Annotated in this window: 29 protein-coding genes and 3 pseudogenes; 21 read left to right on the top strand and 11 right to left on the bottom strand. The window is 48.6% G+C overall.

All coding sequences use genetic code 11. The features are described 5' to 3' along the window. Positions 1-168: 168 nt before the first annotated feature. Positions 169-717, bottom strand: a complete 549-nt coding sequence (locus tag N685_RS0101825) for a DUF2777 domain-containing protein (protein WP_031405354.1) — start codon at positions 715-717, stop codon at positions 169-171. Positions 718-960: 243 nt separating this feature from the next. Between N685_RS0101825 and asnB the strand changes: the two genes are divergently transcribed. Beyond that, complete coding sequence (asnB, locus tag N685_RS0101820; protein WP_031405352.1) at positions 961-2,808, top strand: asparagine synthase (glutamine-hydrolyzing); 1,848 nt, start codon at positions 961-963, stop codon at positions 2,806-2,808. A 39-nt stretch (positions 2,809-2,847) separates the two neighbouring features. On the opposite strand, the gene N685_RS0101815 is transcribed toward asnB, so the two are convergent. Further along, positions 2,848-4,200: an MATE family efflux transporter gene (locus N685_RS0101815; RefSeq protein ID WP_031405350.1), complete on the bottom strand. Its 1,353-nt coding sequence runs from the start codon at positions 4,198-4,200 to the stop codon at positions 2,848-2,850. Positions 4,201-4,298: 98 nt separating this feature from the next. On the opposite strand from N685_RS0101815, the pseudogene N685_RS19440 reads away from it, so the two are divergent. Further along, positions 4,299-4,433, top strand: a pseudogene (locus N685_RS19440) (AraC family transcriptional regulator); the annotation flags it as partial. Between the two features lie 80 nt (positions 4,434-4,513). Here the strand turns inward: N685_RS19440 and N685_RS0101805 are convergent. After that, on the bottom strand, positions 4,514-6,289 hold the full coding sequence (locus N685_RS0101805) for an alpha-glycosidase (RefSeq protein ID WP_031405346.1): 1,776 nt from the start codon (positions 6,287-6,289) through the stop codon (positions 4,514-4,516). 239 nt (positions 6,290-6,528) lie between these two features. On the opposite strand from N685_RS0101805, the gene N685_RS0101800 reads away from it, so the two are divergent. The 5 genes from N685_RS0101800 (at position 6,529) to N685_RS0101780 (ending at position 12,641) form a co-directional block, all read left to right on the top strand. Further along, positions 6,529-7,803: a sugar ABC transporter substrate-binding protein gene (locus N685_RS0101800; protein ID WP_031405344.1), complete on the top strand. Its 1,275-nt coding sequence runs from the start codon at positions 6,529-6,531 to the stop codon at positions 7,801-7,803. 69 nt (positions 7,804-7,872) lie between these two features. Then, on the top strand, positions 7,873-9,153 hold the full coding sequence (locus N685_RS0101795) for a carbohydrate ABC transporter permease (RefSeq protein WP_031405342.1): 1,281 nt from the start codon (positions 7,873-7,875) through the stop codon (positions 9,151-9,153). Then, complete coding sequence (locus N685_RS0101790; RefSeq protein ID WP_031405339.1) at positions 9,153-9,995, top strand: sugar ABC transporter permease; 843 nt, start codon at positions 9,153-9,155, stop codon at positions 9,993-9,995. Before N685_RS0101795 ends, N685_RS0101790 begins: the two co-directional genes overlap by 1 nt. Before the next feature lie 72 nt (positions 9,996-10,067). After that, on the top strand, positions 10,068-11,603 hold the full coding sequence (locus tag N685_RS0101785) for an alpha-amylase family glycosyl hydrolase (RefSeq protein WP_031405337.1): 1,536 nt from the start codon (positions 10,068-10,070) through the stop codon (positions 11,601-11,603). Between the two features lie 18 nt (positions 11,604-11,621). Next, positions 11,622-12,641: a LacI family DNA-binding transcriptional regulator gene (locus tag N685_RS0101780; RefSeq protein ID WP_031405336.1), complete on the top strand. Its 1,020-nt coding sequence runs from the start codon at positions 11,622-11,624 to the stop codon at positions 12,639-12,641. A gap of 216 nt (positions 12,642-12,857) precedes the next feature. Here the strand turns inward: N685_RS0101780 and N685_RS0101775 are convergent, their stop codons facing one another. Then, positions 12,858-13,721, bottom strand: a complete 864-nt coding sequence (locus N685_RS0101775; protein ID WP_031405334.1) for an SDR family oxidoreductase — start codon at positions 13,719-13,721, stop codon at positions 12,858-12,860. Between the two features lie 490 nt (positions 13,722-14,211). Here N685_RS0101775 and N685_RS0101765 point away from each other — a divergent pair, with 490 nt between their 5' ends. Further along, a complete protein-coding gene (locus N685_RS0101765; RefSeq protein ID WP_237746864.1) occupies positions 14,212-14,547 on the top strand; it encodes an AbrB/MazE/SpoVT family DNA-binding domain-containing protein in 336 nt (111 codons plus the stop codon). Here N685_RS0101765 and N685_RS0101760 read toward each other — a convergent pair. From N685_RS0101760 to N685_RS0101725, 6 genes and pseudogenes are all read right to left on the bottom strand, one after another. Continuing rightward, a complete protein-coding gene (locus N685_RS0101760) occupies positions 14,534-15,718 on the bottom strand; it encodes a site-specific integrase (protein ID WP_031405330.1) in 1,185 nt (394 codons plus the stop codon). The two genes, N685_RS0101765 and N685_RS0101760, sit on opposite strands and share 14 nt — an antisense overlap. A gap of 2 nt (positions 15,719-15,720) precedes the next feature. Further along, complete coding sequence (locus N685_RS19735) at positions 15,721-15,900, bottom strand: hypothetical protein (RefSeq protein WP_237746863.1); 180 nt, start codon at positions 15,898-15,900, stop codon at positions 15,721-15,723. 28 nt (positions 15,901-15,928) lie between these two features. Then, complete coding sequence (locus tag N685_RS0101750) at positions 15,929-16,369, bottom strand: ImmA/IrrE family metallo-endopeptidase (RefSeq protein ID WP_031405328.1); 441 nt, start codon at positions 16,367-16,369, stop codon at positions 15,929-15,931. 596 nt (positions 16,370-16,965) lie between these two features. Beyond that, positions 16,966-17,182: pseudogene (locus tag N685_RS19940) on the bottom strand (helix-turn-helix domain-containing protein); the annotation flags it as partial. Positions 17,183-17,233: 51 nt separating this feature from the next. Beyond that, a pseudogene (locus tag N685_RS19935) lies at positions 17,234-17,674 on the bottom strand (helix-turn-helix domain-containing protein); the annotation flags it as partial. A gap of 27 nt (positions 17,675-17,701) precedes the next feature. Next, entirely contained in the window at positions 17,702-18,145 is a 444-nt protein-coding gene (locus tag N685_RS0101725; protein WP_031405327.1) for a helix-turn-helix domain-containing protein, read from the bottom strand. Between the two features lie 163 nt (positions 18,146-18,308). Here N685_RS0101725 and N685_RS0101720 point away from each other — a divergent pair, with 163 nt between their 5' ends. From N685_RS0101720 to N685_RS19435, 3 genes are read left to right on the top strand one after another with little or no spacing between them, the layout of a single operon-like run. Then, positions 18,309-18,545, top strand: coding sequence for a helix-turn-helix transcriptional regulator (locus N685_RS0101720; RefSeq protein ID WP_337588970.1), 237 nt, complete (start codon positions 18,309-18,311; stop codon positions 18,543-18,545). Continuing rightward, on the top strand, positions 18,542-19,306 hold the full coding sequence (locus N685_RS0101715) for a phage antirepressor KilAC domain-containing protein (protein WP_031405323.1): 765 nt from the start codon (positions 18,542-18,544) through the stop codon (positions 19,304-19,306). Before N685_RS0101720 ends, N685_RS0101715 begins: the two co-directional genes overlap by 4 nt. A 16-nt stretch (positions 19,307-19,322) precedes the next feature. Continuing rightward, complete coding sequence (locus N685_RS19435) at positions 19,323-19,481, top strand: hypothetical protein (RefSeq protein ID WP_156961368.1); 159 nt, start codon at positions 19,323-19,325, stop codon at positions 19,479-19,481. On the opposite strand, the gene N685_RS18720 is transcribed toward N685_RS19435, so the two are convergent. Then, the gene (locus N685_RS18720) at positions 19,478-19,654 is read right to left on the bottom strand and encodes a YegP family protein (protein WP_071880149.1); all 177 of its coding nucleotides are present in this window, start codon (positions 19,652-19,654) and stop codon (positions 19,478-19,480) included. The genes N685_RS19435 and N685_RS18720 overlap by 4 nt on opposite strands. 74 nt (positions 19,655-19,728) lie before the next feature. Between N685_RS18720 and N685_RS0101700 the strand changes: the two genes are divergently transcribed. The 10 genes from N685_RS0101700 (at position 19,729) to N685_RS0101640 (ending at position 24,986) form a co-directional block, all read left to right on the top strand. Continuing rightward, complete coding sequence (locus N685_RS0101700; protein WP_033842294.1) at positions 19,729-20,043, top strand: phage protein; 315 nt, start codon at positions 19,729-19,731, stop codon at positions 20,041-20,043. 2 nt (positions 20,044-20,045) lie between these two features. Next, on the top strand, positions 20,046-20,339 hold the full coding sequence (locus tag N685_RS19430) for a hypothetical protein (protein WP_031405320.1): 294 nt from the start codon (positions 20,046-20,048) through the stop codon (positions 20,337-20,339). Positions 20,340-20,343: 4 nt separating this feature from the next. Further along, positions 20,344-20,607, top strand: a complete 264-nt coding sequence (locus N685_RS0101685) for a hypothetical protein (protein WP_031405318.1) — start codon at positions 20,344-20,346, stop codon at positions 20,605-20,607. After that, complete coding sequence (locus tag N685_RS0101680) at positions 20,607-20,822, top strand: hypothetical protein (RefSeq protein WP_031405316.1); 216 nt, start codon at positions 20,607-20,609, stop codon at positions 20,820-20,822. Before N685_RS0101685 ends, N685_RS0101680 begins: the two co-directional genes overlap by 1 nt. A 466-nt stretch (positions 20,823-21,288) precedes the next feature. After that, positions 21,289-21,489, top strand: coding sequence for a hypothetical protein (locus N685_RS0101670; protein WP_031405312.1), 201 nt, complete (start codon positions 21,289-21,291; stop codon positions 21,487-21,489). Between the two features lie 116 nt (positions 21,490-21,605). After that, positions 21,606-21,803 (top strand): hypothetical protein, encoded by a 198-nt coding sequence (locus N685_RS0101665; RefSeq protein ID WP_237746862.1) that lies wholly within the window; start codon positions 21,606-21,608, stop codon positions 21,801-21,803. Beyond that, positions 21,800-22,351: a host-nuclease inhibitor Gam family protein gene (locus N685_RS0101660; protein WP_031405308.1), complete on the top strand. Its 552-nt coding sequence runs from the start codon at positions 21,800-21,802 to the stop codon at positions 22,349-22,351. The genes N685_RS0101665 and N685_RS0101660 overlap by 4 nt, the downstream gene beginning before the upstream one ends. Before the next feature lies 1 nt (position 22,352). Then, complete coding sequence (locus N685_RS0101655) at positions 22,353-23,183, top strand: exodeoxyribonuclease X C-terminal domain-containing protein (protein WP_031405307.1); 831 nt, start codon at positions 22,353-22,355, stop codon at positions 23,181-23,183. 194 nt (positions 23,184-23,377) lie between these two features. After that, complete coding sequence (locus N685_RS19890) at positions 23,378-24,232, top strand: replication protein (protein WP_237746933.1); 855 nt, start codon at positions 23,378-23,380, stop codon at positions 24,230-24,232. After that, positions 24,180-24,986 (top strand): ATP-binding protein, encoded by an 807-nt coding sequence (locus N685_RS0101640; protein WP_031405303.1) that lies wholly within the window; start codon positions 24,180-24,182, stop codon positions 24,984-24,986. Before N685_RS19890 ends, N685_RS0101640 begins: the two co-directional genes overlap by 53 nt. Positions 24,987-25,120 lie beyond the last annotated feature (134 nt).

The raw sequence follows: 25,120 nt of genomic DNA, 5'->3' as shown, positions 1-25,120 counted from the left end.
CCTTCGCTCCGAAGGCGTCCGTTCTAACAATAGATTACCACATCCGTCGGCGATCGCCAACCGACATTCATCTCCCACCCTACTCATTGGGCTTTGCCCTGCACATTCCTTGAGGTGGGAGACTTCTGTTGGAAATTACGTTAAACGACGTGAGGATCAACAGGTGGTTCAGCCGATTTGGGCGCAAATGGCTCGCTCACCGCTGTTCAATGTGATTTCAAAGCGATCGCTTGATGCCCGTCCGCGCTCGTAATAGTGGTGGATGCTGCCGATTTGTTCAGTGTTGTCGTAAATGATGAAATTCACGCCAGACGATTTGGCAAACAATAAGCCATTGTAGCAATATAAGCAGTCATACAGCGAAAATCCGAGGCTGTTCAGCCATTGAACAAACTGGAAAAAGGTTGAATCAGGAAGCGCGGCGAGCCATTGTTGGTAGGCATAAGTCAACCGCTTGCGGAAACGGATGCGATCTCCGTTTTCGAGGGGAAAGACGCCAAGATCCGTGGCGACCGCGCCCTGATCCTGCCATTGCCCGGACAGCCAATGCCCGCAATGAAACCATTCGATGTCTTGCTCCGCCATCTCTTCCATCAAGGATGCTTCCTCTTCTTCCTCATCAAAAAAGATCCATTCGTTGTTGACAAACTCCACTGTTCCTTGTATATACGCCCGTGGCTGTTCCGCAATGCATCGCAGTCGTTCTTCGATGTTCAATGTCCCTCATCCTCCTTGTACTCCTCTGTTTTTCCATTTTTTTGCTGATTTATTCGTGCGGCGACCGGCGTCGGACAATTCATCGAAATGACGGGGGGTGCATAAAATGGAATCATGCCGATATGGAGAACCATCGTGAATCAAAGAAGCGATCGCTAGAAGCGGTTGTGAAAAAAGAACGGGTGAAATGATGGAAACGGATGAAAACTTGCCATCTTTGATGAAAAGAAAGGATTGGTTTGTATGTGTGGCATTACTGGCTGGGTCCATTTCGGGCGCGATTTGCGCCGCGAGCGAACGATCATTGACAGCATGACAGAGACGCTCGCCAAACGTGGACCGGATGATACCAATACATGGCTGGATACACACGTCGCTTTCGGTCATAAGCGGCTCGTCGTTGTGGATCCGGCCGGCGGCAAACAACCGATGCTCCGGCAAAAAAATGGATGCCGTTATACGATCGTCTACAACGGCGAACTGTATAATACAGAAGAGATTCGCAAGGAACTATTGCGCAAAGGTTATCGATTTGACGGCCACTCCGATACAGAAGTGCTGCTTGCCTCGTACATGGAGTGGAGGGAACAATGCGTTGATTGGCTGAACGGCATTTTTGCTTTTGCCGTTTGGGATGAGGAGCGCGAGCTATTATTTATGGCGCGCGACCGGCTCGGAGTAAAACCTTTGTTTTATCGAGAAGATGGCGGGGGGTTGCTGTTCGGTTCGGAAGTGAAAGCCATTTTGGCCCATCCTGATGTAAAGGCAGAAGTCAATTATGAAGGACTCGCCGAAGTGTTTGGGCTCGGACCGTCGCGCACGCCGGGGCACGGCGTGTTTGACGGCATTCGGGAACTGCGCCCCGCACACGCGCTCACTTTTTCCCGCCAAGGACTTCGCATTTGGCGGTATTGGAATGTCGAAAGCGACATCCATCGCGATTCGTTTGAGGAAACGGTCGAGAAACTGCGCTTTCTGTTGACGGATGCCGTGACGCGTCAGCTCGTTTCCGATGTGCCGGTCTGCACATTTCTATCTGGCGGGGTTGATTCGAGCGCCATTACGGCGATTGCCGCCAATGCCTTCACGGCAGATGGAAAAGGGCCGCTGCACACCTACTCGATCGATTATGAAGGAAACGACCAGTATTTCAAAGCCAACGATTTTCAACCAAACACGGATGCACCATTTATCGAACAGGTGTCCAATCAATTTCAAACGATTCATCACCGCTGCGTGATCACGCAAGAAGAACTGTTCCGCCATTTGCATGAAGCCGTCATCGTCCGCGATGTTCCAGGCATGGCGGATGTCGATTCTTCGCTTCTTTGGTTTTGCAAACAAATTCGCGAACAGTTTGTCGTCAGCTTATCCGGGGAGTGCGCCGATGAAATTTTCGGCGGCTATCCATGGTTCCATCGGCCGGACGATTTGTCGCGGAAAGGGTTTCCTTGGATGCGTTCGATCGATGCGCGTATGGGCCTATTAAAGGACGAGTGGCGGCAAAAGCTTCGCCTTGACGACTATGTGCAAATGCGTTATGAACAAACGATCGCCGAAGTGCCGCGCCTGGAAGGGGAAAGCGCCGAGGAGGCAAAGCGGCGTGAACTGTTTTACTTAAATATGATTTGGTTTATGACAACACTGCTTGATCGGAAAGACCGGATGAGCATGGGGGCGAGTTTGGAAGTGCGCGTGCCGTTCGCTGACCATCGCATTGTCGAATACGTTTGGAATATTCCATGGGATATGAAAATGTACGGCGGTCGAGAAAAAGGTCTTTTGCGAAAAGCGCTCGAGGGATTGCTTCCCGAAGAGGTGCTCTACCGGAAAAAAAGCCCATATCCGAAAACGCACCATCCGTTATATACGAAACTTGTCAAGCAATGGCTTGAGCAGCTGCTCCATGACCGCTCTTCGATTTTGCATGAGTTTTTCGATAGAGAAAAATTGTCATCGCTTGTTGAAACGGAAGGAAGGTCGTTCCAAGTGCCGTGGTTCGGGCAGCTTATGACCGGTCCGCAGCTGCTCGCTTACCTTGGCCAAGTACACGTTTGGTTCGATTATTACGGCATTCGCATTAAAGAATAAGAGCTGCGCCTACGCGCAGCTCTTTGTCGATTGGTGGCGCTACGCCATTTTGGCGTGCGTCACCATCGTTTTTTTCATCCAGACGCGCGACCGCCAGCGCCAAAGCATCAACAGTCCGCGCAGCCATTCGTCAGCGATGAACGACAGCCAAATGCCGACGAGGCCAAATCCGAGGGCGATGCCAAATACGTAAGCAATGGTCACGCCGATGCCCCACATCGACAAAATGCCCATATAGACAGGGAATTGCACATCACCAGCGGCACGAAGCGAACTGATAATCACTAAGTTAAAGGAGCGCCCTGGTTCAAGGATGATTGTTAACAGCAACAGTTTGCGGCCAAGAACAATCATCGAGCGGTCATCGGTAAAGAGCGACAGCAACGGTTCAGCAAACCAATAGGCGGCTGCGGCCAGCAGCACTGAAATGACGATGGCGCTGTACAAACTTTTCAAGCAGCGGGCGTAGGCTTCCTCGTATCGCCCGGCGCCGACGAAGTGGCCGACGAGAATTTGCGTTCCTTGGCTGACAGCGATGCCGAATAAAAACACAAACATCATAATGTTTTGCGTGTATACACGGACGGTCAATGCCTCAGCGCCAAGCCATGTAATGAAATATGTAATGGCCATTTGCGCTGTATTGTACGAAAGATGCTCCCCGGCTGCCGGAATACCGATTTTCAGCAGTGAGCGCAAATAGTGAAACGGAAGACAGCGAAACGCCCTTGGTGCGAGCGGAATATTTGTTCGTTTACACAACAAAGCAAGAAGCGCGAGAAAGGCCATACCGCGGCTGGCGGCGGTCGATATAGCAGCCCCTTGGATGCCGAGGGCGGGCAGGCCGAACAAACCAAAAATGAGGGCCGCGTTGCTGATGACGTGCAAAACGTTCATGCCAACCGCCACATACATCGTGTCACGGGTGAAGCCATAGCTTTTCAAAATGGCGCCGATCGTCATCATCAGCGCTTGGATGAACAAAAATCCCCCGACAATTGTCAAATAACGGGTTCCTTCATCAAGCAGCTCGGCGGGCAAATCCATCATTCGCAAAATCGGCTCGCTGAATGCGGCAAGAATGGTGCTTAACAACAATCCGAACAACAAATTGGCCGCGAGGGATACAAGCGATACGTCAACAGCTTCTTGCTCTCGGCGGGCGCCTAAATATTGGGCGACAAGCACCGTCGTCGCTAAAGCGACGAAGTTGAACAGCACGATGGTTAAAGCGATGATTTGGTTCGCCACCCCGACGGCGGCAACCGCGTGATCTGAATACTGGCTGAGCATCAGTGTATCGGCGTTGCCCATCACCATATAGAGCAACGTTTCAATAAAAATTGGCCACGTCAAGGAAAACAATGATCGCGTTTTGGCCTCACGGCGCATGTTGAGACAACTCCTTTTCTTATTCCGACTTGAACGATATATTCAGTTTAGCTAGTTTGTTGCATAATGGAAAGAGAAAGAAGCGATTTTGCTTGCACATTTCCGACAAAAGAGGGGAGAGGCCGATGGATACGGTCGCATTTTCCATGCCGCCGCTGCCGGTGTTCATCAAAGGGGCGGAAAGTGTGTTTTCAGCCGGAAAGCGACATGTTCGCCGAACGTTTTCCGTCTTCGGAGACGGCCGGCAAAAGATCACACCGGTGCAGCTTATCCGCTGCACCGGCAGCCGATATGCTGATCCGTAACCGCCCGCTCAGCCAACTTGCCAGTTCTCAACCGCGTAAAGCTCAAACCCGTACGGTGGCAAGGAGACACAAAGTGTTTCTGCTTCAGCGGAGAATCGTTCACCTGTCAGCAAGTTGACGAGCCATTTTCTCCGCGCGTCAAAGGGGAGCGGGATGTCGGCTGGTTCGTTGCTCCGATTGATGATGACGATGATCGATTCGCCGTCGTCCGTCTTTTCGTAAATGAGACGATTGATTTCGCCATCGGTCGTGTGGAACGTGATGTCTCCGCGCCGAAGCGCCCGGTGTTGCTTGCGAAGCGCGATCAGTTGCTTGACATGTTCATACAGTTCTTTGTTTTGCTTCTCTGGATCCCACACCATACATTTCCGGCATTCCGGATCGTTTCCACCTGTCATGCCAATTTCATCGCCATAATAAATGCACGGCGAACCGGTGAAAGTAAGCTGGAACAAAAACAACAACTTCGCTTTGCGGACGTCGCCGCCGCAAACAGTGAGCAGCCTTGGGGTATCGTGACTGCCCAGCAAGTTAAACGCCGCCTCGTTGACCTGTTTTGGATAGGAATGAAGCACATGCATCAATCGGTCAGCAAACTCGCTGGCGCTCATGTCTTCTTTGGCGAAAAAGCGGAGCGCCGCGTCCGCCAACGGGTAGTTCATGACGGCGTCAAACTGGTCGCCGCGCAGCCACGGCATCGCATCGTGCCAAATCTCGCCGAGAATGTACACCTCTGGTTTTAGCTCCTTTACCGCCTGGCGGAATTCGCGCCAAAACTGGTGGTCAATCTCATTGGCAACATCAAGCCGCCAGCCGTCAATATCAAACTCGCGAATCCAGTACGTCGCGACATCAAGCAAGTAGCGCTTCACTTCCGGATGGGAGGTGTTGAGTTTAGGCATTTGCGGCACGAACGCAAACGTGTCGTAATTCGGGCGCGGCTCCATTTGGAGCGGAAACTCGCGAATATGGAACCAATCTTTATACCTAGACGCTGCGCCGTTTTTCAACACATCTTGAAACGGGGCAAACTCATAGCCGCAATGATTGAAGACCGCATCGAGCATGACGCGGATTCCTTTTTCATGGCAACGTTTGACAAGCGTTTTCAACGTCTCTTTGTCCCCAAAATGCGGGTCGATTTCAAAATAATCAGCAGTGTCGTATTTATGATTCGAAGGCGCGCGGAAAATCGGCGTCAAGTAAATGCCGGTAATACCGAGATCAGCCAAATAGTCAAGGTGATCGATGATTCCTTGCAAGTCGCCACCGAAAAAGCTCGTCGGCGTCGGGTCCTCGCTTCCCCACGGCCGCGCCCCTTTCGGACTGATGGCTGGGTTGCCGTTGGCAAATCGCTCGGGGAAAATTTGATACCAAACCGTGTCTTTTACCCAGTCCGGCGCTTGGAATAGGTCGACCTGATGGAGAAAAGGAAAGCAAAAATAGTAAGCGGTGTCGTCGCTCGGAGCTTCATGGTAAAATCCTTTTTCCGTATAGACCAGTTTCTCGTCCCCGGCGCGAAGCACAAACCCATAGCGCAGCCGTCGATATGGCGGCTTGACTTCGGCGAGCCAATAGTCAAACAGCCCATCGCTACCTGTTTTCCGCATCGGCATCGTTTGAAACTGCCAGGTGCCATCGTGCCATTCGTACGGGTCGCCAAAAAGCAGTTCCGCGTGATCGACATCTCCCTTTTTTGTGCGCAGGCGAAGATGAAGGGTTTTTTCGTCATAGGCATAGGCGAAGTGGTCGGTCGGACGGTGGTAGATCGCTTCTTTGAACATGGAAGCCTGACCTCCTTATAAAGGCAATCGTTTGCACCAATGGATTCCTTCGATTAAAGAGTACGCAAAACAGAGAGAAAAGTCAAATTTTATAGAAAAAAACTTGTAAAATATGAAATAGAAGATATAATAGAGTTAAGCGGTGCAATCGTTTTCATAGAAGGGCTCATTGTTTTGTTTGTGCAAACGATTTCCTTTTGGTTGTGCTGCGAAAACGGAAAGATGACAGGAGGGGGATTATGAGAAAAGCGTTATCTTTATTTCTCATGGCCGTGTTGTTGATTGGCGTGCTGGGTGCCTGCGGTCCCAAGCGCGATGTCCAGCAGCCGAAAGGAAACGACCAAAAGACGGCAGAACAGGACAAAAAGCCAGAGAAACTCGTCGTGTGGGTGAACGATGATGAAAAACAAAAACAAGCATTGAAGGATATTTTCCAAAAGTACACGGAAAAAACCGGAATCAAAATTGAAATGGTAGCCGTCAGCATGCTTGACCAAACGAAAAAATTGGCGCTTGACGGCCCAGCTGGCAAAGGGCCGGACGTGTTCTATCAACCGCATGACCGCATCGGCGACATTGTGTTGCAGGGGCTGGCCGATCCGGTTGACCTTGGCGATGCGAAAGGCGAGTACAGCGAGACCGCTGTCAATGCGGTGACGTATGACGGCCAAACGTACGGTGTGCCGGCGGTCGTGGAAACATACGGCGTGTTCTATAACAAAAATTTAGTGCCGGAAGCGCCGAAAACGATGGATGAGTTGATGAAGATCGCCAAAGAAAAAACGAATGCGGCCAAAGACCAATACGGCTTTTTAATGGAAGCCGCGAACTTCTATTTCGTTTATCCGTTCTTCGCCGGCTACGGCGGCTATGTGTTCAAAAATGAAAACGGCAAATACGATACGAGCGACATCGGTTTGGCCAACGACGGAGCCGTCAAGGGAGCAGAGCTCGTCCAATCGTGGTTTAAAAACGGCTACATTCCGAAAGAAATCACCGGCGATATTATGAACGGGCTGTTTACGAAAGGGAACGTAGCGGTCGCCATCACCGGTCCGTGGAACATTGCTTCGTACAAGGAAGCGTTAGGCGACAAGCTGGCGACAGCACCGCTGCCGGTGCTGGACAACGGCGAGCATCCGAAATCGTTTGTGGGTGTCAAAACATGGATGTTGTCCGCCTATTCGAAAAACAAAGCGTGGGCAGTCGATTTCATGAAATTTGTGACGAACGAAGAAAACTCGCTCCACTACTATGAAGTGGCTGGCGAAATGCCAGCAAACCAAAAAGCGTTGACGAACGAAAAAATCACGAACGACCCGCTGATCGCCGGCTTTGCTGAGCAAATCCAATACGGCGAACCGATGCCGAACGTGCCGGAAATGTCGCAAGTATGGGAGCCGATGGGCAACGCGCTGCAATTCATCGCGAAAGGCGATAACCCGAAAGCGGTGCTCAGCGAAGCGGTCAAAACGATTCAAGACAAAATCGCGGCCAGCGGTGCTGGAAAATAACACGTCATATGGCGGTGGATAGGATCATCCCTATCCACCGTTCTTATCCATCGATAGGAGGGAGTTCCGATGCCGGAGGCGAACGTCCGTCATCGGCCGGCGGTGGCGATGGCGCTGTCATTGCTGTTTGCCGGCCTTGGACAATTGTACAACCGCCGCTATATCAAAGGAATCTTGTTCCTCATCATCGAAGCGGCATTCCTTATCACCTTTTATAACTTTTTGAATATCGGGCTGTGGGGACTGGTGACCCTCGGCGAAATCCCGATGCTCGATCATTCGATTTTCTTGTTGATTCAAGGGCTTGTTTCCGTGATCATCATCGCTTTTGCCGTTGCATTGCACGTTGCCAACGTCATTGACGCCCGCAACGACGCCCGCCGGCGGCAGCGCGGCGAGCCGTTTCCCTCGCTTGTTGAATCGTGCCGGAACGCATGGGACCGAGGGTTTCCGTACATTTTTGTCACGCCTGGGCTTGTCATGCTTTTGTTTATCGTTGTGCTGCCGCTGTTGTTCATGGTGTCGCTCGCCTTTACGGACTACAACTTGTATCATTCACCGCCGCGGCATTTGTTGAATTGGGTCGGATTTGACAACTTCAAAAACTTAGTCTCCATCCCGATTTGGAAAGGCACGTTTTTCAGCGTCCTCGCGTGGACGATCGTCTGGACGGTCGTAGCGACGACGATGCAAATCGCGCTTGGGCTGTTTTTGGCGCTGCTCGTCAACGATCCGCGCATTAAGTTTAAACGATTCATCCGCACGGTGCTCATTTTGCCGTGGGCCGTGCCGGCGTTTGTCACGATTTTGGTGTTTGCCGCGATGTTTAACGATAAATTCGGGGCGATCAACCGTGAGGTGCTGAGTTTGTTTGGGTTGTCGGTTCCGTGGATGACCGACCCGTTTTGGACGAAAGTGGCGCTCATCTTGATTCAGACATGGCTTGGTTTCCCGTTTGTGTTTGCGTTATTTACCGGCGTTTTGCAAAGCATTTCCCGTGATTGGTACGAAGCGGCCGATATCGACGGGGCGACGCGATGGCAAAAGTTCAAATCGATCACCTTGCCGCATGTGCTGTACGCCACGGCTCCGCTGTTGATCATGCAATACGCGGGGAACTTCAATAACTTCAACATCATCTATTTGTTCAACGATGGCGGTCCGGCGGTGCGCGGGCAAAACGCCGGCGGAACGGACATTCTCATTTCGTGGGTGTACGATTTGACGTTTACGACGAACAACTACAATATGGCGGCTGCGATTTCGCTGATCATCGGCTTGATTGTGTGCGGGTTTGCTGTTTATCAATTCCGACGCACCCGTTCCTTTAAAGAGGAGGGGAACATTTAATGAACCGCAAATGGAAATCGCGCATCGAAGTCACGCTCATTTACTTGTTTATCGCGTTCATGTTTGTCGTGATCGCTTATCCACTTCTTTGGACCATCAGCATGTCGCTCAATCCGGGAACAAGTTTGTACTCGGCATCGCTCATTCCGGAAAAATGGACGCTCGAGCATTACAAATGGCTGTTTACCAGCCCGCAAAGCGATTATTTGCTTTGGTATAAAAACAGCCTGTTTGTCGCGGCGGTGAACGCGGCGCTGTCTGTTTTCTTCACGGCGCTCATCGCTTATGCGTTTTCGCGCTACAAATTCGTCGGGCGGAAAACGGGGCTGTACTTGTTTTTAGTCTTGCAAATGTTCCCCTCGCTCATGGCGATGGTGGCGCTGTATATTTTGCTCGACATGCTCCATTTGCTCGATTCGCTCTGGGGGCTCATTCTCATTTATGTCGGCGGGCAAATCCCGTTTAACGCCTGGCTTGTGAAAGGCTATTTTGACACGATTCCGCGCGAGTTGGACGAGGCGGCGCGCATCGATGGCGCCGGTCATTTCGGCGTCTTTTTCCGCATCATGCTGCCCTTAGCCAAGCCGATTTTGGCCGTTGTCGCCTTGTTTAACTTCATGGCGCCGTTTACCGACTTTTTGCTGCCGTCGATCGTCTTGCGCGATCCGGACAAATTTACGCTGGCGGTCGGGTTGTTCAATTTCATCAGCGACCGGTTTGCCAACAATTTCACTCGCTTTGCCGCCGGCTCCATTTTGATTGCCGCTCCGATTGCCATCGTCTTTTTGTTCTTGCAGCGATATTTGATTTCCGGTTTAACAGCGGGTGGCACAAAAGGGTAAGAACCGCTATCATAAATAGTGGGCTTACCCGTTTCCACACAGACAAACGGACAGTAAAGGAGGGAAACGGAAATGGGGAACCGGCTGATGGTGCTGTTCATCCTTCCGTTCCTTCTTTTTTATGCCATGCCGGCTGCGGCGGCGGAAAAAGAAGAACGGACGTGGCAAGACGAAGCGATTTATTTCATCATGGTCGACCGTTTCAACAATATGGATCCGACGAACGACCAAGACGTCAATGTCAACGACCCAAAAGGATATTTTGGCGGGGATTTAAAAGGGGTGACAGCGAAGCTCGATTACATCAAGGAAATGGGGTTTACCGCCATTTGGCTGACGCCGATTTTTGAAAACATGCCGGGCGGCTATCATGGGTATTGGATCAAAGATTTTTATCGCGTCGACCCGCATTTCGGCACGCTCGATGACTTGAAAACGCTGGTCAAAGAGGCGCACCGGCGCGACATGAAAGTCATTTTGGACTTTGTTGCCAACCATGTCGGCTACGACCATCCGTGGCTCCAGGATCCGGCGAAAAAAGACTGGTTCCACCCGAAGAAAGAGATTTTTGACTGGAACAATCAAAAGCAAGTAGAAAACGGCTGGGTGTATGGGCTTCCCGATTTGGCGCAGGAAAACCCGGAAGTGAAAAAATACCTCATTGACGCCGCCAAATGGTGGATCAAAGAGACCGACATTGACGGCTACCGGCTCGATACGGTGCGTCATGTGCCGAAATCGTTTTGGCAGGAATTTTCTAAAGAAGTGAAGGCGGTGAAAAAAGACGTTTTCCTTCTCGGTGAAGTGTGGAGCGACGATCCGCGCTATATCGCCGATTACGGGAAGTATGGCATCGACGGGTTTGTCGATTACCCGCTGTATGGCGCGGTGAAGCAGTCGCTTGCGAGGCGCGATGCCTCGCTCCGCCCGCTGTATGATGTCTGGGAATACAACAAAACGTTTTACGACCGCCCGTATTGGCTCGGGACGTTTTTGGACAACCATGATACCGTGCGGTTTACGAAGCTAGCGATTGACAACCGCAACAACCCGATTTCGCGCATCAAACTAGCCATGACGTATTTGTTCACCGCCCCGGGCATCCCGATCATGTATTATGGAACGGAAATCGCGATGAACGGCGGCCCCGATCCGGACAACCGCCGGTTGATGGACTTCCGCGCCGACCCGGAAATCATCGATTACTTGAAAAAAATCGGCCCGCTCCGTCAACAGCTGCCGTCCTTGCGGCGCGGCGATTTTACGCTCTTGTATGAAAAAGACGGCATGGCGGTGTTCAAGCGGCGCTACCGGGATGAAACCACTGTCATTGCCATCAACAATACAGGCAAAACGCAGCACGTTCATTTGACGAACGATCAGCTGCCGAAAAACAAAGAGCTGCGCGGCTTTTTATTGGACGATCTCGTCCGCGGCGATGAGGACGGCTACGATCTTGTATTGGACCGCGAAACGGCGGAGGTGTACAAACTGCGGGACAAAACGGGGATCAACATCCCGTTTATCGCCGCCATCGTATCGGTTTACGTGCTGTTTCTTTTGTTTTTATATTTGGTGAAAAAACGGGCAAAACGGATCCATGAATAAATAGAAAGGAGGGAGCGTATGACCGTTACAATTAAAGATGTCGCCAAGCGGGCCAATGTCGCGCCGTCGACCGTATCGCGCGTCATCGCCGACAGCCCGCGCATCAGCGAGAAAACGAAGCAGCGGGTGCGCGAGGCGATGAAAGAGCTCGGCTATCATCCGAATTTTATCGCCCGCAGCCTCGCCAGCCAAGCGACGCAAGTGATCGGCATCGTCATGCCGAGCTCGGCGGACCAAGCGCTGCAAAACCCGTTTTTCCCGGAAGTCATCCGCGGCATCAGCAAAGCCGCCCATGAAAAGCGGTACGCCTTGCAAATGTCGACCGGGGAAAAAGAGAGCGACATTTACGAGCGGGTCGTCGAGATGCTGCAAGGGCGGCGCGTCGACGGCGTCATTTTGCTTTATTCAAGGCAAAACGACAAGCTGATGAAATACTTGCAAAAGCACGATTTCCCATTCGTCGTCATCGGCAAGCCGCACCAAAAGGCGGAACAAGTGACCCACGTTGACAACGACAACGTGCAGGCGGGAAAAGACGCCGCTACCTATTTAATCGCCCATGGCCATGAACGCATCGCCTTTGTCGGCGGCAATCCGCAATATTTGGTGACCATCGACCGCCAAACCGGCTATGAAGAGGCGCTCCGTGAAGCGGGGCTGCCGTACCGGCCGGAATACGTCATCCATGAGGAGTTTTTGCAAGAAGGCGGCCAAGAGGCGATGAAAGAGCTGCTTTCTTTGCCCGAGCCGCCGACCGGGCTGGTGGTCGCCGACGATCTCATGGCGCTCGGGATGCTGAAGACGCTCGATGAAATCGGCCTGCACGTCCCCGAAGACGTGTCGATCGTCAGCTTTAACAACACCTTGCTCGCCGAAATGTCGCGCCCGCCGCTCACATCGATTGACATCGGCATTTTCCAGCTCGGCTACGAAGCGGCGAAAAGTTTAATTGAAAAAATCGAAAACGAAGCCGAACCGATCAAGCGCATTATCATCCCGCACCGGCTTGTGGAGCGGGGGTCGTGTGCAAGGCGGTGAACAAGTTTTATCAAAAAGCAGCCGTTGTGGCTGCTTTTTTATTCGGGACATAAAAAACCCGCCCCATCCGGGACGGGCGGAGAGAAGAGGGGCACCTTGTCAAGAAGTAGGGAACATCGTAGCTTTATCGTACGCGATGTTTTCCCATCGTGCCATATTTTTGTAAGAAAAGGTAACGCGATTTTGTAAAAGGTTTGTCGTCAGCGGCGGCTGCCATCAGCCACTAATGAATTTGCCGCCGTCGACATGAAGCATTTGCCCGGTCATGTACGATGATTCGTCGCTCGCCAAAAAGACGTAGCACGGGGCGACTTCGCTCGGCTGGCCGGGCCGTTTCATCGGGGTGTTGGCGCCGAACGTGGCGACTTGGCTGCTTTGGAATGTCGACGGGATGAGCGGTGTCCAAATCGGGCCTGGGGCGACGCCGTTGACGCGGATGCCTTGGCCGACGAGCGCTTTGGCCAGCGAGCGGGTAAAGGCGACGATCGCTCCTTTTGTTGCTGAATAGTCAATCAGCTGTTCATGACCTTCATAGGCGGTGATGGAAGCGGTGTTAATGATGACGCTGCCGTTTTTTAAGTGCGGGAGCGCCGCTTTCGTTAGGAAAAAGTAGCCGAATACGTTCGTGCGGAACGTTTTTTCCAGCTGTGCCGCAGTGATATTGAGAAAGTTCGGCTGCGGGTGCTGTTCAGCGGCGTTGTTGACGACGATGTCCAACTTGCCGAACGTCTCGATCGTTTGTTTCACCGCCTCTTTGCAAAACGTTTCATCGCCGATGTCGCCGGCGATCGCCAAGCACCGTTTTCCTTCCTGTTCGACGAGCCGTTTCGTTTCCTCGGCGTCCTCGTGTTCGTTCAAATACAAAATGGCGACATCGGCTCCTTCTTTGGCGAAATGAACCGCGACCGCCCGGCCGATGCCGCTGTCGCCGCCGCTGATGATGGCGACTTTATTCGCCAATTTGCCGCTTCCTCGATACGAGTCTTTGATCGTGACCGGCTGCGGGTTCATCTCCGTTTGCAGGCCCGGCTGGCGCGTCTGGTGCTGCGGCGGCAGCGTGGCTTGTTGCTTTGTGACCATATGTTCTCCTCCTTGGTGGGTATTGTCATCGTTAGTATGGAACGGAGGGGCGGAAATATGTGCAAAGAGGCGATGAAGGAGCCGGCGGTTATCGTTTTTCCGCCCACGTTTCCATCGAGATCGTTTGTCGGTCACGACGCATGGTATATGCTTTTTTCTGAAGCGGTAAGGCGATAGCCGTTGAGCCGAAGGAACGGGTTCAAGGCGGCAAATCTTGTTCGTTGATTGGCGTGATGAAACAGATGATTTTGGCAGAGACTGGCATCTAACGCTGCCGCCTTCAGCTAAAGGGGGGAAGCGTCTTGCCCGGAAGCGCTTTGTTTCGGACGGTTGGCCGCGCTGTTCAGCAGATCTGAAAATTTAGGGAACATGCTCTTTTCCTCTTTCGTTTTTTCGTTTCTTGCCATAAAAGTCTTTGGGGGGTAGATGACCTTTACTTTTTGATTGAGTAAAGATAAAATAATGAGAAAAGAGGAAAGGAGGAATCGTGATGAAGCGATCCTCACATGAAACACACACGTATTACTCTACACTTTCTTCAAAAAATCAAGTGACGATTCCAATGAAAATTAGAGAAGTGCTTGGGGCAGAACCGGGAGACCAAGTCGCGTTTGTTTATGGAGAAAATCAAGAGGTGACGTTAAAGGTGAAAAAGAAAGATGCGTTGCTATCTTTGTTCGGCACCATGCCGCCTAGGGGAGACAGCCGTCCGATGGCATGGGCGGATGATGTAATCAGTGCCTCCCATCCGTTGGAACACTGGGGTTTTCCCCGGTGTTCTTTTTGTTTTGACCACATTTTGACCACGAAAATCATAAGTTTTTGATCAAACCGCTCATGAGCTCGCCAAATTTCTGTGAGGCTCTTTCTTCCAAATCTTTTGTTAGATGTGCATAAATGTTCATGGTTGTTTCGATATCCGTATGGCCGAGGCGCTGTTGAATTTCTTTGATTCCTACTCCTGCTTCAATAAGCAAACTGGTATGAGTGTGACGAAGGGAGTGAGGCGTCACACGCTTATGAATGTTTGCGATTCTCAGCAGCCGTTTCATTCTGAGTTCAATTTTTTTAGGTACTTCAGGGAATCCACTTGGTCGCGCAAATACGAACCCCAGATCGTGATATAGCTCTCCCATCTGTAATTTGATTTCGTTTTGCTCGGCCTTGTGCTTCTTTAGAAGTGAAATGATATTTGGATCGACTTTGATGGTCCGAATGGATCCTTGTGTTTTAGGGGGCAGCAATTGATAATATCTTTCATTGTTTCTAGGGCTGTACAATGTTTTTGTAATCGCTATGGTATGTTCTTTAAAGTTAATATCCTTCCACTGAAGGGCCAGTAATTCGCCTAGCCGCATACCAGTGTATGCCAAGGTCGAAAACACGACATAATCCATAGCCAGCCCGTGTTCTTGGGCTGTTTTCAAAAAGAGGGCTAACTCATGCTTTTCTAAAAATTTCATGTCTTTATTGCCCCTTTCAATGTCCTCCACTGTTTTTTTCTGCTTAGGAACCTTGGCGTATTCCGTAGGATTAGAGTTTATCAATTCCAATTCCATCGCTTTTTTAAAAATCATTCTCCCTGTTGTATGAATTCCGTCTAGGGTGTTGTCAGCATATCCTTTTTTCTTGAGATCCAAGAGCATGTCTTGATACATTTTTCGTGTAACATCCTTTAGCTTCAAGTTGCCGAAGTAACGCATCAAGTGCCCCAGTTCATGTTTCCTGGCGCGAATGGTGCTTATTTTTGCGGTCTCGCTGTATATTGCTAACCATTCTTGTGCGAAATCCTTGAATAGTATATTCGTGTCCTTCACGTAGCCTCCGTTATTTATTTCGTCGTACAATTTGGCCGCAGCCAGCTGCGCTTCTTTTTTGGTTTTAAAACCTCGGCGTGTCGTTGTTTTGCGCTTCCCAGTAGCAGGATCGATCCCGACATCCATTTTAAACATCCATTTCTCGCCGTCTTTCGTTTTATACTTTTGGAACGAAGCCAATGTTATCGGTCCTCCTCTAAGTTTTCGATGATGATTTTCTGACCGTTTTCTAAAACACCAACGAGTTTGCCATCCTCTACGGTGATTCGTGAAAATACAGGAATGCTGATCATGGAGTAGCTGTTTGTTTTCTTTTTCTTCTTATTACGATAGTCGTCCAAGTGAATAATCAATCTGATCATCTCCTTTTTGTGGGAATATATGTTTGGTTCAGAAGTCAAAATTTTTTAGATGCACCACCTCCTTAGGGATTCCATACGCCGCCGCGGCCTCATAAATGGTTGCATCAGTACCGCGATATGTATAAAGCACATCATCCGACAGAAGCAATTCCACGGCAAACTCATTCGCCTCCCTTTCCACTTTATCCATGCAGAAAAGTGTGTTTCTCCTTAGAAAAGATGTGCTAAGTTCGGGATGCAGAACCGCATGCCCCAGCTCGTGCGCGCAAACGAAGCGTTTCATCGGCTCGTCCAACTCTGAATTGATGTGAATGATCTGAACCCGGCGAAATGTATGATGATACCCGTATGTCCCGCCAAGCGGTTCAAACAACAGCACTATGCCTTTCTGCGATGCGATCTCAAAGGGGTTGTTCGTGCCGTGCTTGTTGACTAATTTCTCTACGATCTGTTTGATCTTATTAGCCATTAAGCGCTCCCCCTAGATGTTTTTCTTATCATTTTTTGTGCAAACGATTTGTTCAGTTAAACGGAGGAGATTTTCAAAACATGTAATAAGAAGATCGCGATCTTTTGTGTCTAACATATTAAGCGCTCGTCCTCTAAAAGTTATGGGACTACTTTCTTTTTTGAGTTCTTTCATAATCTCCTCTAGTTGGATTTGAACGTCATATCTAGCTTCTATGTTGTTTTCAGCAATGTATCCGGCAGCTTCCATAAGGTCTTGATAAGTAACCCCGTTGTGTGCATGATCGGCCAGTTTTTTTATCGTCTGTGGGGCGGGAGGGCTGTCTAATAAGCATCTGAGTAACCTTGATATATGAGCAGATGTAACACCCGATTTTTGAGCATAGTGGTTTATTGATCTGTTTCCTTTTGCTTTCTCTAATAATTCGGCAAATTTTTGTTTGTCAAAGGGTAGGTTTTTGGAACGATACTGTTTGTTTTCTACACTTGGTTCAAGTGTATCTGTTCTTCCCAATAAGTAATCCTTTGTGACCCCGAAAATATCAGCCACTTCCTTGATGCAATGATTATGATTAGGACTATCTACTCTGGTGCTATTATCTATGTAACCAGCTACTTTCATAAGAACTTCATAGGAATGACCTAGTGCCTCAGATAATTTTTTAATTGTTTCAGGCTTGGGAATCCCTCTCAGTCCATTTTCGATACGCGATATTTGGGCAGAGCTCACTCCTGAATATAGAGCTAGTTGATTGACTGTAAATCCTTTTTTCTCACGTAAGGCTTTGATGTAACTACCGAATTCTGGTTTGATTAATTGCTGAAAAACGGGTGATGCATCGTCTGTTCTACCGAGCAGATAATCGGTTGACACATTAAAAAATTGAGCTAGCTCAGAGAGAGTAGATGATCTGACCTCTCTTTTTCCTACCTCCCACATCGCAACGGTCGAAGGTGAAACGTTAATTTTCTTTGCAAACTCCTCTTGAGAAAGACCTCTTTTCTTTCGCAATAACGCAATTCTTTTGCCTATTGTTGTTGAGTAATCAATAGGCATATTGGATCTTTCTTTGTTGTTGTCGTCAATATACCCGGCTATCTGTAAAAGCTTTTCATAAGGATAGCTATATGCTTTAGAAATCTTTTTTAGAGTGTCGACAGAAGGGGAGATAGGTTGTTTAGTTCTAGGGTCAATGCCTTTTTCTAAGTTACGCAAATAGTTATGACTGATGCCAATGCGTTTGCTCGCTTCTCTTAAGGAAGTGTTGCCTCTTAGTTCTCTTAAAACTTTTCCCAAATGTCTCATTGCATTCACTCCTTTGAATGCATTTAACTAGTTATTGTATTTCTTCGGCGTGAACTTTTGTTTTGCGATGCGCTTAGCAAGGCGGAGCGAGTTTTCCAGAGATGCGATCAGTAGTTCCCGATCTTCTTCGTCGAGTTCGTCGATGTCTACTCCGCCGAATGCAGCGAAACCGCTTCCTGTTTTGAGTCCGTTGATGATCTTTTCCAGCTCCTTTTGGATGTCGCGTTCGTCTTTCTCGGTGAGGGCGGGGAGATTTGTGTCGTCAGATTGAATATTGTTTCGCCCTAATAGGTAGTCAACACTTACACCCAGCACATCAGCCAAAGCTTTTAAAGTATCCATATCTGGTGTTCTATTTCCATTCTCATATCCCGAAATTGATACCTTAGTAACATTAACTCTCCGTCCCAGTTCTTCTTGTGTCAAACCTTTTGCTTTTCTTAACATCCTTAATCTTTGGGGGAAACTCATTTGTAAACCTCCCGCTAATTTAGTCGCTCTATAGATATTATAAGTTAACTAAAAGCTAACGTAAATGAAGTTAACAAATAAGTAATTTTTCTGTTGACAGTTAACTATAGGTTAATCTATAATTAAGTTAACCTAAGGTTAACTAATGAAAGGAGGTAACGAGTTGAACAGACGGAGAGAAAAACTGATTAACATAAGAAAAAGAGAAGGAATGACGTTGCAGGATGTGGCAGATAAAGTCGGCATTAGCAAACCGTATTATTGGCAGATCGAACAAGGAAAAAGAGGGCTTTCATATGAAATGGCTGTAAAAATCGCTCGTGTTTTTAACAAAAAACCAGATGATATTTTTTTGGTTGGTGAGTTAACTTATGGGGAACAAAAGGAGGAAGTTAAATGAGTAATACACCAAAAGTTTTCAATCATGAAGTGTTTGGTGAGCTACCGGTTCTCGTCGTTGGAGGAGTCGAGTGGTTCGGAGGGGTAGAGGCGGCAAAGGCATTATCGTTTTCCGATCCGCACAAAGCGATTGCTAATCACGTTGACGAAGAGGACTCGACGGTCCATCCAGTCCTTACTTCGGGCGGAAAGCAAAACAAAAAATTCATTAACGAATCCGGTCTTTACAGCTTAATCTTCGGCGCAGCGAAGCAAGGAAACAACCCAGAGATCAAGGAAAAGGCAAAGCAGTTCAAGCGTTGGGTAACCGCAGAGGTGTTGCCAACCATCCGCAAAACGGGCGGCTATGTCTCAAACGATGAAATGTTCATCAATACGTATCTTCCATTTGCCGATGAGCAGACCAAGCTGATGTTTCGTGGTGTGTTGGAAACCGTGCGCCGGCAAAATGAACAGATCGCGGCGATGAAGCCGAAAGCAGACTATTTTGACGCCTTGGTTGATCGGAATCTACTCACCAACTTTAGAGATACAGCCAAAGAGCTTGAGGTGAAAGAACGGTATTTCATCGAATGGCTCCTCGATAACAAATTTGTTTACAGAGATCAAAAAGGAAAATTGAAACCATATGCGCAGTATGTGCCAGAACTATTCAAACTGAAAGAATTCGCTCGAAACGGGAAGGCCGATGTGCAAACGTTGATTACCCCACGTGGGAAAGAAACATTTCGGTTGTTGCTAAAGAAAGACCAAACAGCGTGAAAGGGGGTGAGGAGAAATGAACATCGAACAACGGTTAGCCGAATTGGAACAGCGCGTTGCCGAGCTAGAAAAGAAAGCCGCCGAGGGGACGACGGCTGAAACGATTGCTAAACAATTGCAAGAAATTGCAGCACAACTTTTGTCATTAAGTAACAAAGTTAATGGAAAGATTTAAGTGTTATCAATCACTCGAGAATTTGGGTTTACTCCTTGTTTAATTGCTTCAATAGTTCTTTTTGCATTCTCTTTAGAGTAGTAAGTTTCGCTTGTAGCTACTACTTCGTGATTCCCGGATTTAATGACGAAGTAGTAAAGACCGTTTGAGGCTCTTTCAATGACAAAATACATTTTCTCACCTCCTTCCATCGTCCTAATTCGACAAGGAAGGAGGAAATTCCTGCAAAAAAGGAAGGGAAGTTGTCATGCAAATGGTGGTGCAGGTTCCCGACATTGATAAATACGTGAAGGATCTCGTCCGCCAAGCGTATGAGTTGGGGGTGGAGGAAGGGCGAAAGAGATATAGCTACCCTCCAGTCCTCACTAGGAAAGATTTAGCAGAAATCTTCCAGGTCCAGCTTTCCACGGTAAGCAGTTTAACCGATATTCCAGGCTTTCCAAAGCTCACGCACATTCGCGCCCGGTATCCTCGCGATCAGGTGTTTCGCTGGATTGAAGAAAATTCGACCTATTTGGATCAAGTGGCGCCTAATCGAAAAATTGGGAGAAGGAGTGAATGATGATGCAAGTCAAACATGTCTCGTTCGATGAGTTGCCGTCGCATGTTACTGATGAGATCTCTGCCCGATACAACAGCCAGCCGAATATCCAGCCGATTGAAGCCACTGTCATGGAGTTTGAAACCGTAGCGGAACCGACATACGCTATCAGCTTTCTCGATGTCGATCGAAACATCATTGTTGAACTGACGTTTATGGACGGCAAAATCGTCCATGAAAACCGGTTGACACTCCGAACGGTTTTCAAGGCGATGGAAAAGTATCCGGAACGCTTTGGTCTCAAGGAAAGGAGGTGACAGCATGAACGTCCTTGAGCAAGATCGGGAGTTGGCAGAAAAGATATGGGGTTGCGGCTGCCTCTACTTGGACTACGCGCGAGTGGCATGGGTGAATGGGCAGTTTGATGAAGCCGATCGCTGGGTCGAAGAATACCGACGCTGTCGTCGAGAGCTGGACGAGCTACTGCGGCGGAAGAGAGAACACGATCAGCTAGCTGAACTGATCGCGACGCTACAAGAACGCGGAATCAATATTACAGCGATTATCGGAAAGGGGAATGAGTGATGTATACACCAAACTATTTGAATCCGTCTTGGGACGAATATATGGATCTTCTAAACTGGGAAGCGCGATTGGTGCAAGAAATTGAGATTCATCGCCGCCGTCGGAATTGGGGCGAAGTAGCTGTCCTAAAGCGAGAAAAACAAAAAGTTGCAATCCGCCGCAAATGTCTCAAAGCGGCGTTGCAACGTAGAAAAACCAGCCCAATGACAATATAACACATTTTCATCCCCCGACACAATGACAGGCCTGGTGCCTGTCGTCAGGTACAGGAACGCTGTTTCCCTATCCCCCTTTTCCAGCGTTCTTGTGCCTGCCGATGTGCACCAGAAAGGAGGTGATGATCTTGACGAAGACAGAGAAGCGTCGTATCCGCATGAAAGTGTTGGAGATCCTGGATAAGTATTGTCAGCAATGCCCGTACGGACATAAGAACGAGTCCTACGTGCCATTATGTCGACAATGCCCTCATGGCCGGCGTATGCAAGAACTTGCTAGACCGTTGTGGAGCAACAACGGAGAGGCCAGCGCTTGTGGTAAGACAGGCAGGTGGACAGAGGAGGAAGATTTCTACATCCTCAACCACTACGGGGTTCAACCGATCGAGGTTCTGTCTGCCCGAACAGGACGAAGCATACAGGCGATCCGAAAACGCATTGAAACACTGAAAGGAGGTGAGCCAGCGTGATTGAAAATCCGATCATTTCTAACAAGCATCCGATTCAGCAACAAGAACCTTGCGTTGTGGGCTATTGCGAGGGGTGCGGTGGGGAAATTGTCGAGGGGGATGATGTCATTGAGTTTATTGACGGCTTGATGATTCACCAAGATGTATGGTGCGCCTATGACTATTGCGGCAAATTCGGCCGGCCAAAACAGGCATAACTTGAGAAACGCCTCGCCGAGGGAGCGAGGCGCCAACGGTGATTCTCCTATGAACTATGAACCGTTACTTACATGGTACAGGATCGCCTCAGAAAAATCAAATGGAGGTGGGGAAGGTGGCAAGAACAATCACCATTCCGTTCAGTTCTGATAAGTTCGATCAGTGGCGTTTGCATAAAGTTGGTGGACAAATCAGTTTCAATAAAGCTGGTAGACCGATATTTCAGTTTAAAAACGCAGCGCAGTATCACCAATATTTAGAGCTTAATATACAACGACAAAACTTTATGAAAATGAAAGGGGAAGTAAGATGAACGTTTTACAAGAATTCGAGTTGCAAGAAATCGAAAACCAAGAGGAACTGAAACAACGATTTCAAATCACTGGCATCGATAGTTTAAATTGGGCTTTTCGCAAACTATCGGCATACAAAGCTAAAGCGGCAGAAGTTGAGCAACTGGCACAAGCCGAACGTGAGCGCATTGATCGCTGGGAGGAAGAGCAAAAGAAATCCATCCAGCAGAATATCGAATTTTTCGAGCAGCTGATTCAGGAATACCATGCAAAAGTGCTGCAAGAGGACCCAAAAGCCAAAACACTTTCTACTCCATATGGTAAATCAAAGGCGCGTAAAACGAAAGCACAGCCGGAAAAAGCAGACGAAAATCTTCTTTTACAGCATGTCAAAGAAAACGGCATGACGGAGTTCATCAAGGAATCGGTCAAATGGGGCGACCTCAAAAAGACGCTGAAAGTAGTCGAAGCCAATGGCCGGCAAGTCGTCGTCGATGAAAATGGACAAGTTGTTCCAGGTGTCGTTGTGAAACCGGAGACCATCACATTCGGTGTGGAGGTAGAATGACATGGCCGAGCTAGTCGCAAAACAACAAACCAATTCCCTGTCGATCATCGAAAGTGTCGATATTGGCGCTGTTCAATCAACGCTTGCGAAAATCAATCAGTTCCAAGTCGTCGTTCAAAATACGTTGAAAGCAAACCATGACTATGGTGTGATTCCTGGCACTCAAAAGCCAACGCTATTAAAGCCTGGCGCAGAAAAAATTCAAATGTTGCTCGGAGTTACTAGTGAATACGAGGTCATCGAGCGCGTGCAGGACTACGACAAGGGATTTTTCGCTTTCACGGTGCGGTGCGTCATCTACAAAAATGGAATGAAGATCACAGAAGGCGTCGGTCACTGCAATACGCGGGAAAGAAAATATGTCAACCAAGACCCATACACACTTGCGAATACGTGCTTGAAAATGGCGAAGAAACGCGCACAGATTGATGCGACACTGACACTTGCCAGTTTGTCAGAAGTGTTCACGCAAGACATCGAGGATATGCAGGAGTTCATTCAGTCGGAGCAAGTCGAGACAATGACAGCACAAGATGCGGCACAAATCAAATTGACGTTCGGCAAACATAAAGGGAAAACGTTGAAGGAGATTTACAAAGCACAGCCAGACTATCTCGAATGGCTGCTTAAACAAGACCGCGCGGATCCAGTCATTAAAAAAGGCATCGAGCTGATGTTTGAGGCGGTAAGGCAGCAGGCGCAGCAAAAACAAGCACAACAGCAGCAACCAGAGCAACATGTAGCACAACCAGAACCACAGCCAGATAATATCGACCCATTCGATGGTGAAGTAATTGAGATTAGTGACGAAGATTTGCCTTTCGATATGTAAGGTGAATCATCATGTTGGAATACCGCATTGCAATCCCACATTGCTACAAATGGATGGCTGCCGGCAACAAGAAGCTCTACATCGAGTACATCAAGGGATACATCAAAAGCAGCCATCCCGGCTTAAAGCCGGTGAGGGTTGAAGGGTCGTATGTGATATGTGTCAAGAAATAGGGGGTGTTGAGCTTGGCAGACGTGCAGCTTGAGAACGGATATACCAAAATCGCAAATGAAATTTTAGAGCATTTGGCGCTGACCAAGCTCAGCCCGACTCAATTTCGGTTGATCTTAGTGATATGGCGATACACCTACGGGTTTAACCGCAAGGATCATGAGATGTCCTTATCCTTCTTGGCCGAAGCTACAGGCATTCATAAGCAGCGCATAAAACAAGAGCTGGATAAGCTGATCGAAAACAATATCGTTATCATTACCGAGGAAGGATCGTTTTCAAAGTCCAGAAAGCTAGCGTTCAACAAGGATTATGATACATGGCGCTTACAGTCAACAAAAGAAAGTACAGTAAGCGGAATTGCTGACACTACAGTAAGCAAAAACGCTGACACTACAGTAAGCGAAACTGCTTACTCTACAGTAAGCGAATTCGCTTACCAAGAAATAAAAAATATAAATAAAGATTTAAATAAAAATATTGATGATGATATAGGCAACGACCATGTTCAATCATTCCAACTGATTGCTAACAGATATATCCAACGCAGAGGAAAAGGGCTATCGCTTTCTCCTAAAGACGAAGCGGCCATAGAAAAACTCTTGCAGGAGCAGATTCCGCTGGATGACATCCTTACACTGATCGACCAAGTGTTTGACGAGTATGAACCAAAATTCAACGGTGACGAGATCCATTCTTTCGAATACGTGCGCAAAGTGTTGCTAAGCAAATATCACGAGCAAAAAGAGGGAGAGGGTACGGATGGAGGGACGATTCACAAGCATCGCCGAGGTGTTAGCCGATCTGCAAAAGAAGGCAAGTCATATGAGCAAGCACTTAGAGAACTCGAAGCAGCCAGACGAGCGTGGGGCGGGTGAGTATGAGTGTCCTCGATGCAAGGACAATGGGTACATCATCTACAAAAATGAACAAGGTTATGACGTTGCCCGTGAATGTTCGTGCCTCGAGCAGAAAAGATTAAGAGCTCGTTTTAAAAACGCTCTTATTCCAGAAGAGTTTAAAAACGCTCGTTTTGATAATTACATTCAAAAAAGCGATGTGCAGAAACGTCTGTATCATACCACAATTGAATATTTAAAAAACTTTAAAACAGGTGGTTCAAAATACAATCTTGGTTTCATTGCGGTTTTTGGAGAACAAAGGATTCGGGAGTTGCCAGGCGCTGCAAGATCGGAGGCGAAAGCGAAACACAACAGTTTTGGGTTAGGAAAAACGCACCTTCAAATTGCCGCAGCGAAGTGGCTAATGAGACACGGGTATAGCACGCTTGTTGTTTCAGACATAGCTTTTATGGACGAGCTCGTGCAGGCTAAACGTATTGACGATGAGGGTGAGACATTGGCCGGCTTGCTTTGGAGTGCCAATCGAGTGGATGTATTGATTTGGGATGATATCGGAAAAGCCAAGTGGAGCGAGACCAAAGAGAACTTCTATTACCAGATTATCAACGAGCGCTATAAAAGTCAGAAACCTATTCTGTTTAGCAGTAATGAGGACAAAGGAACGTTAAGTGAAAAGATTGGTTTTGCGGCAGCGAGTCGGTTATTCGGGATGTGCGGCCCGTATCTCCTCGAGGTTGAGGGGGAGGATTTCAGGTTAAAGGGGGCATAAACCATGTGCGTGAAATGCGACGGAACGGGGCGGCGATACACAAGAGTGATGAACGGAGCATGGCTGGTGACAGCGTGCGATTGCGAGTATGCGGAGAGGTTGCGACAGAAAGAGGAGACCAAGCTTCAGGAGTG

Source organism: Geobacillus vulcani PSS1 (genome assembly GCF_000733845.1).
Lineage (GTDB): Bacteria > Bacillota > Bacilli > Bacillales > Anoxybacillaceae > Geobacillus > Geobacillus vulcani.
Note: the sequence above shows the minus strand (reverse complement) of the source record. Positions and strands in the feature narration are given on the sequence as shown.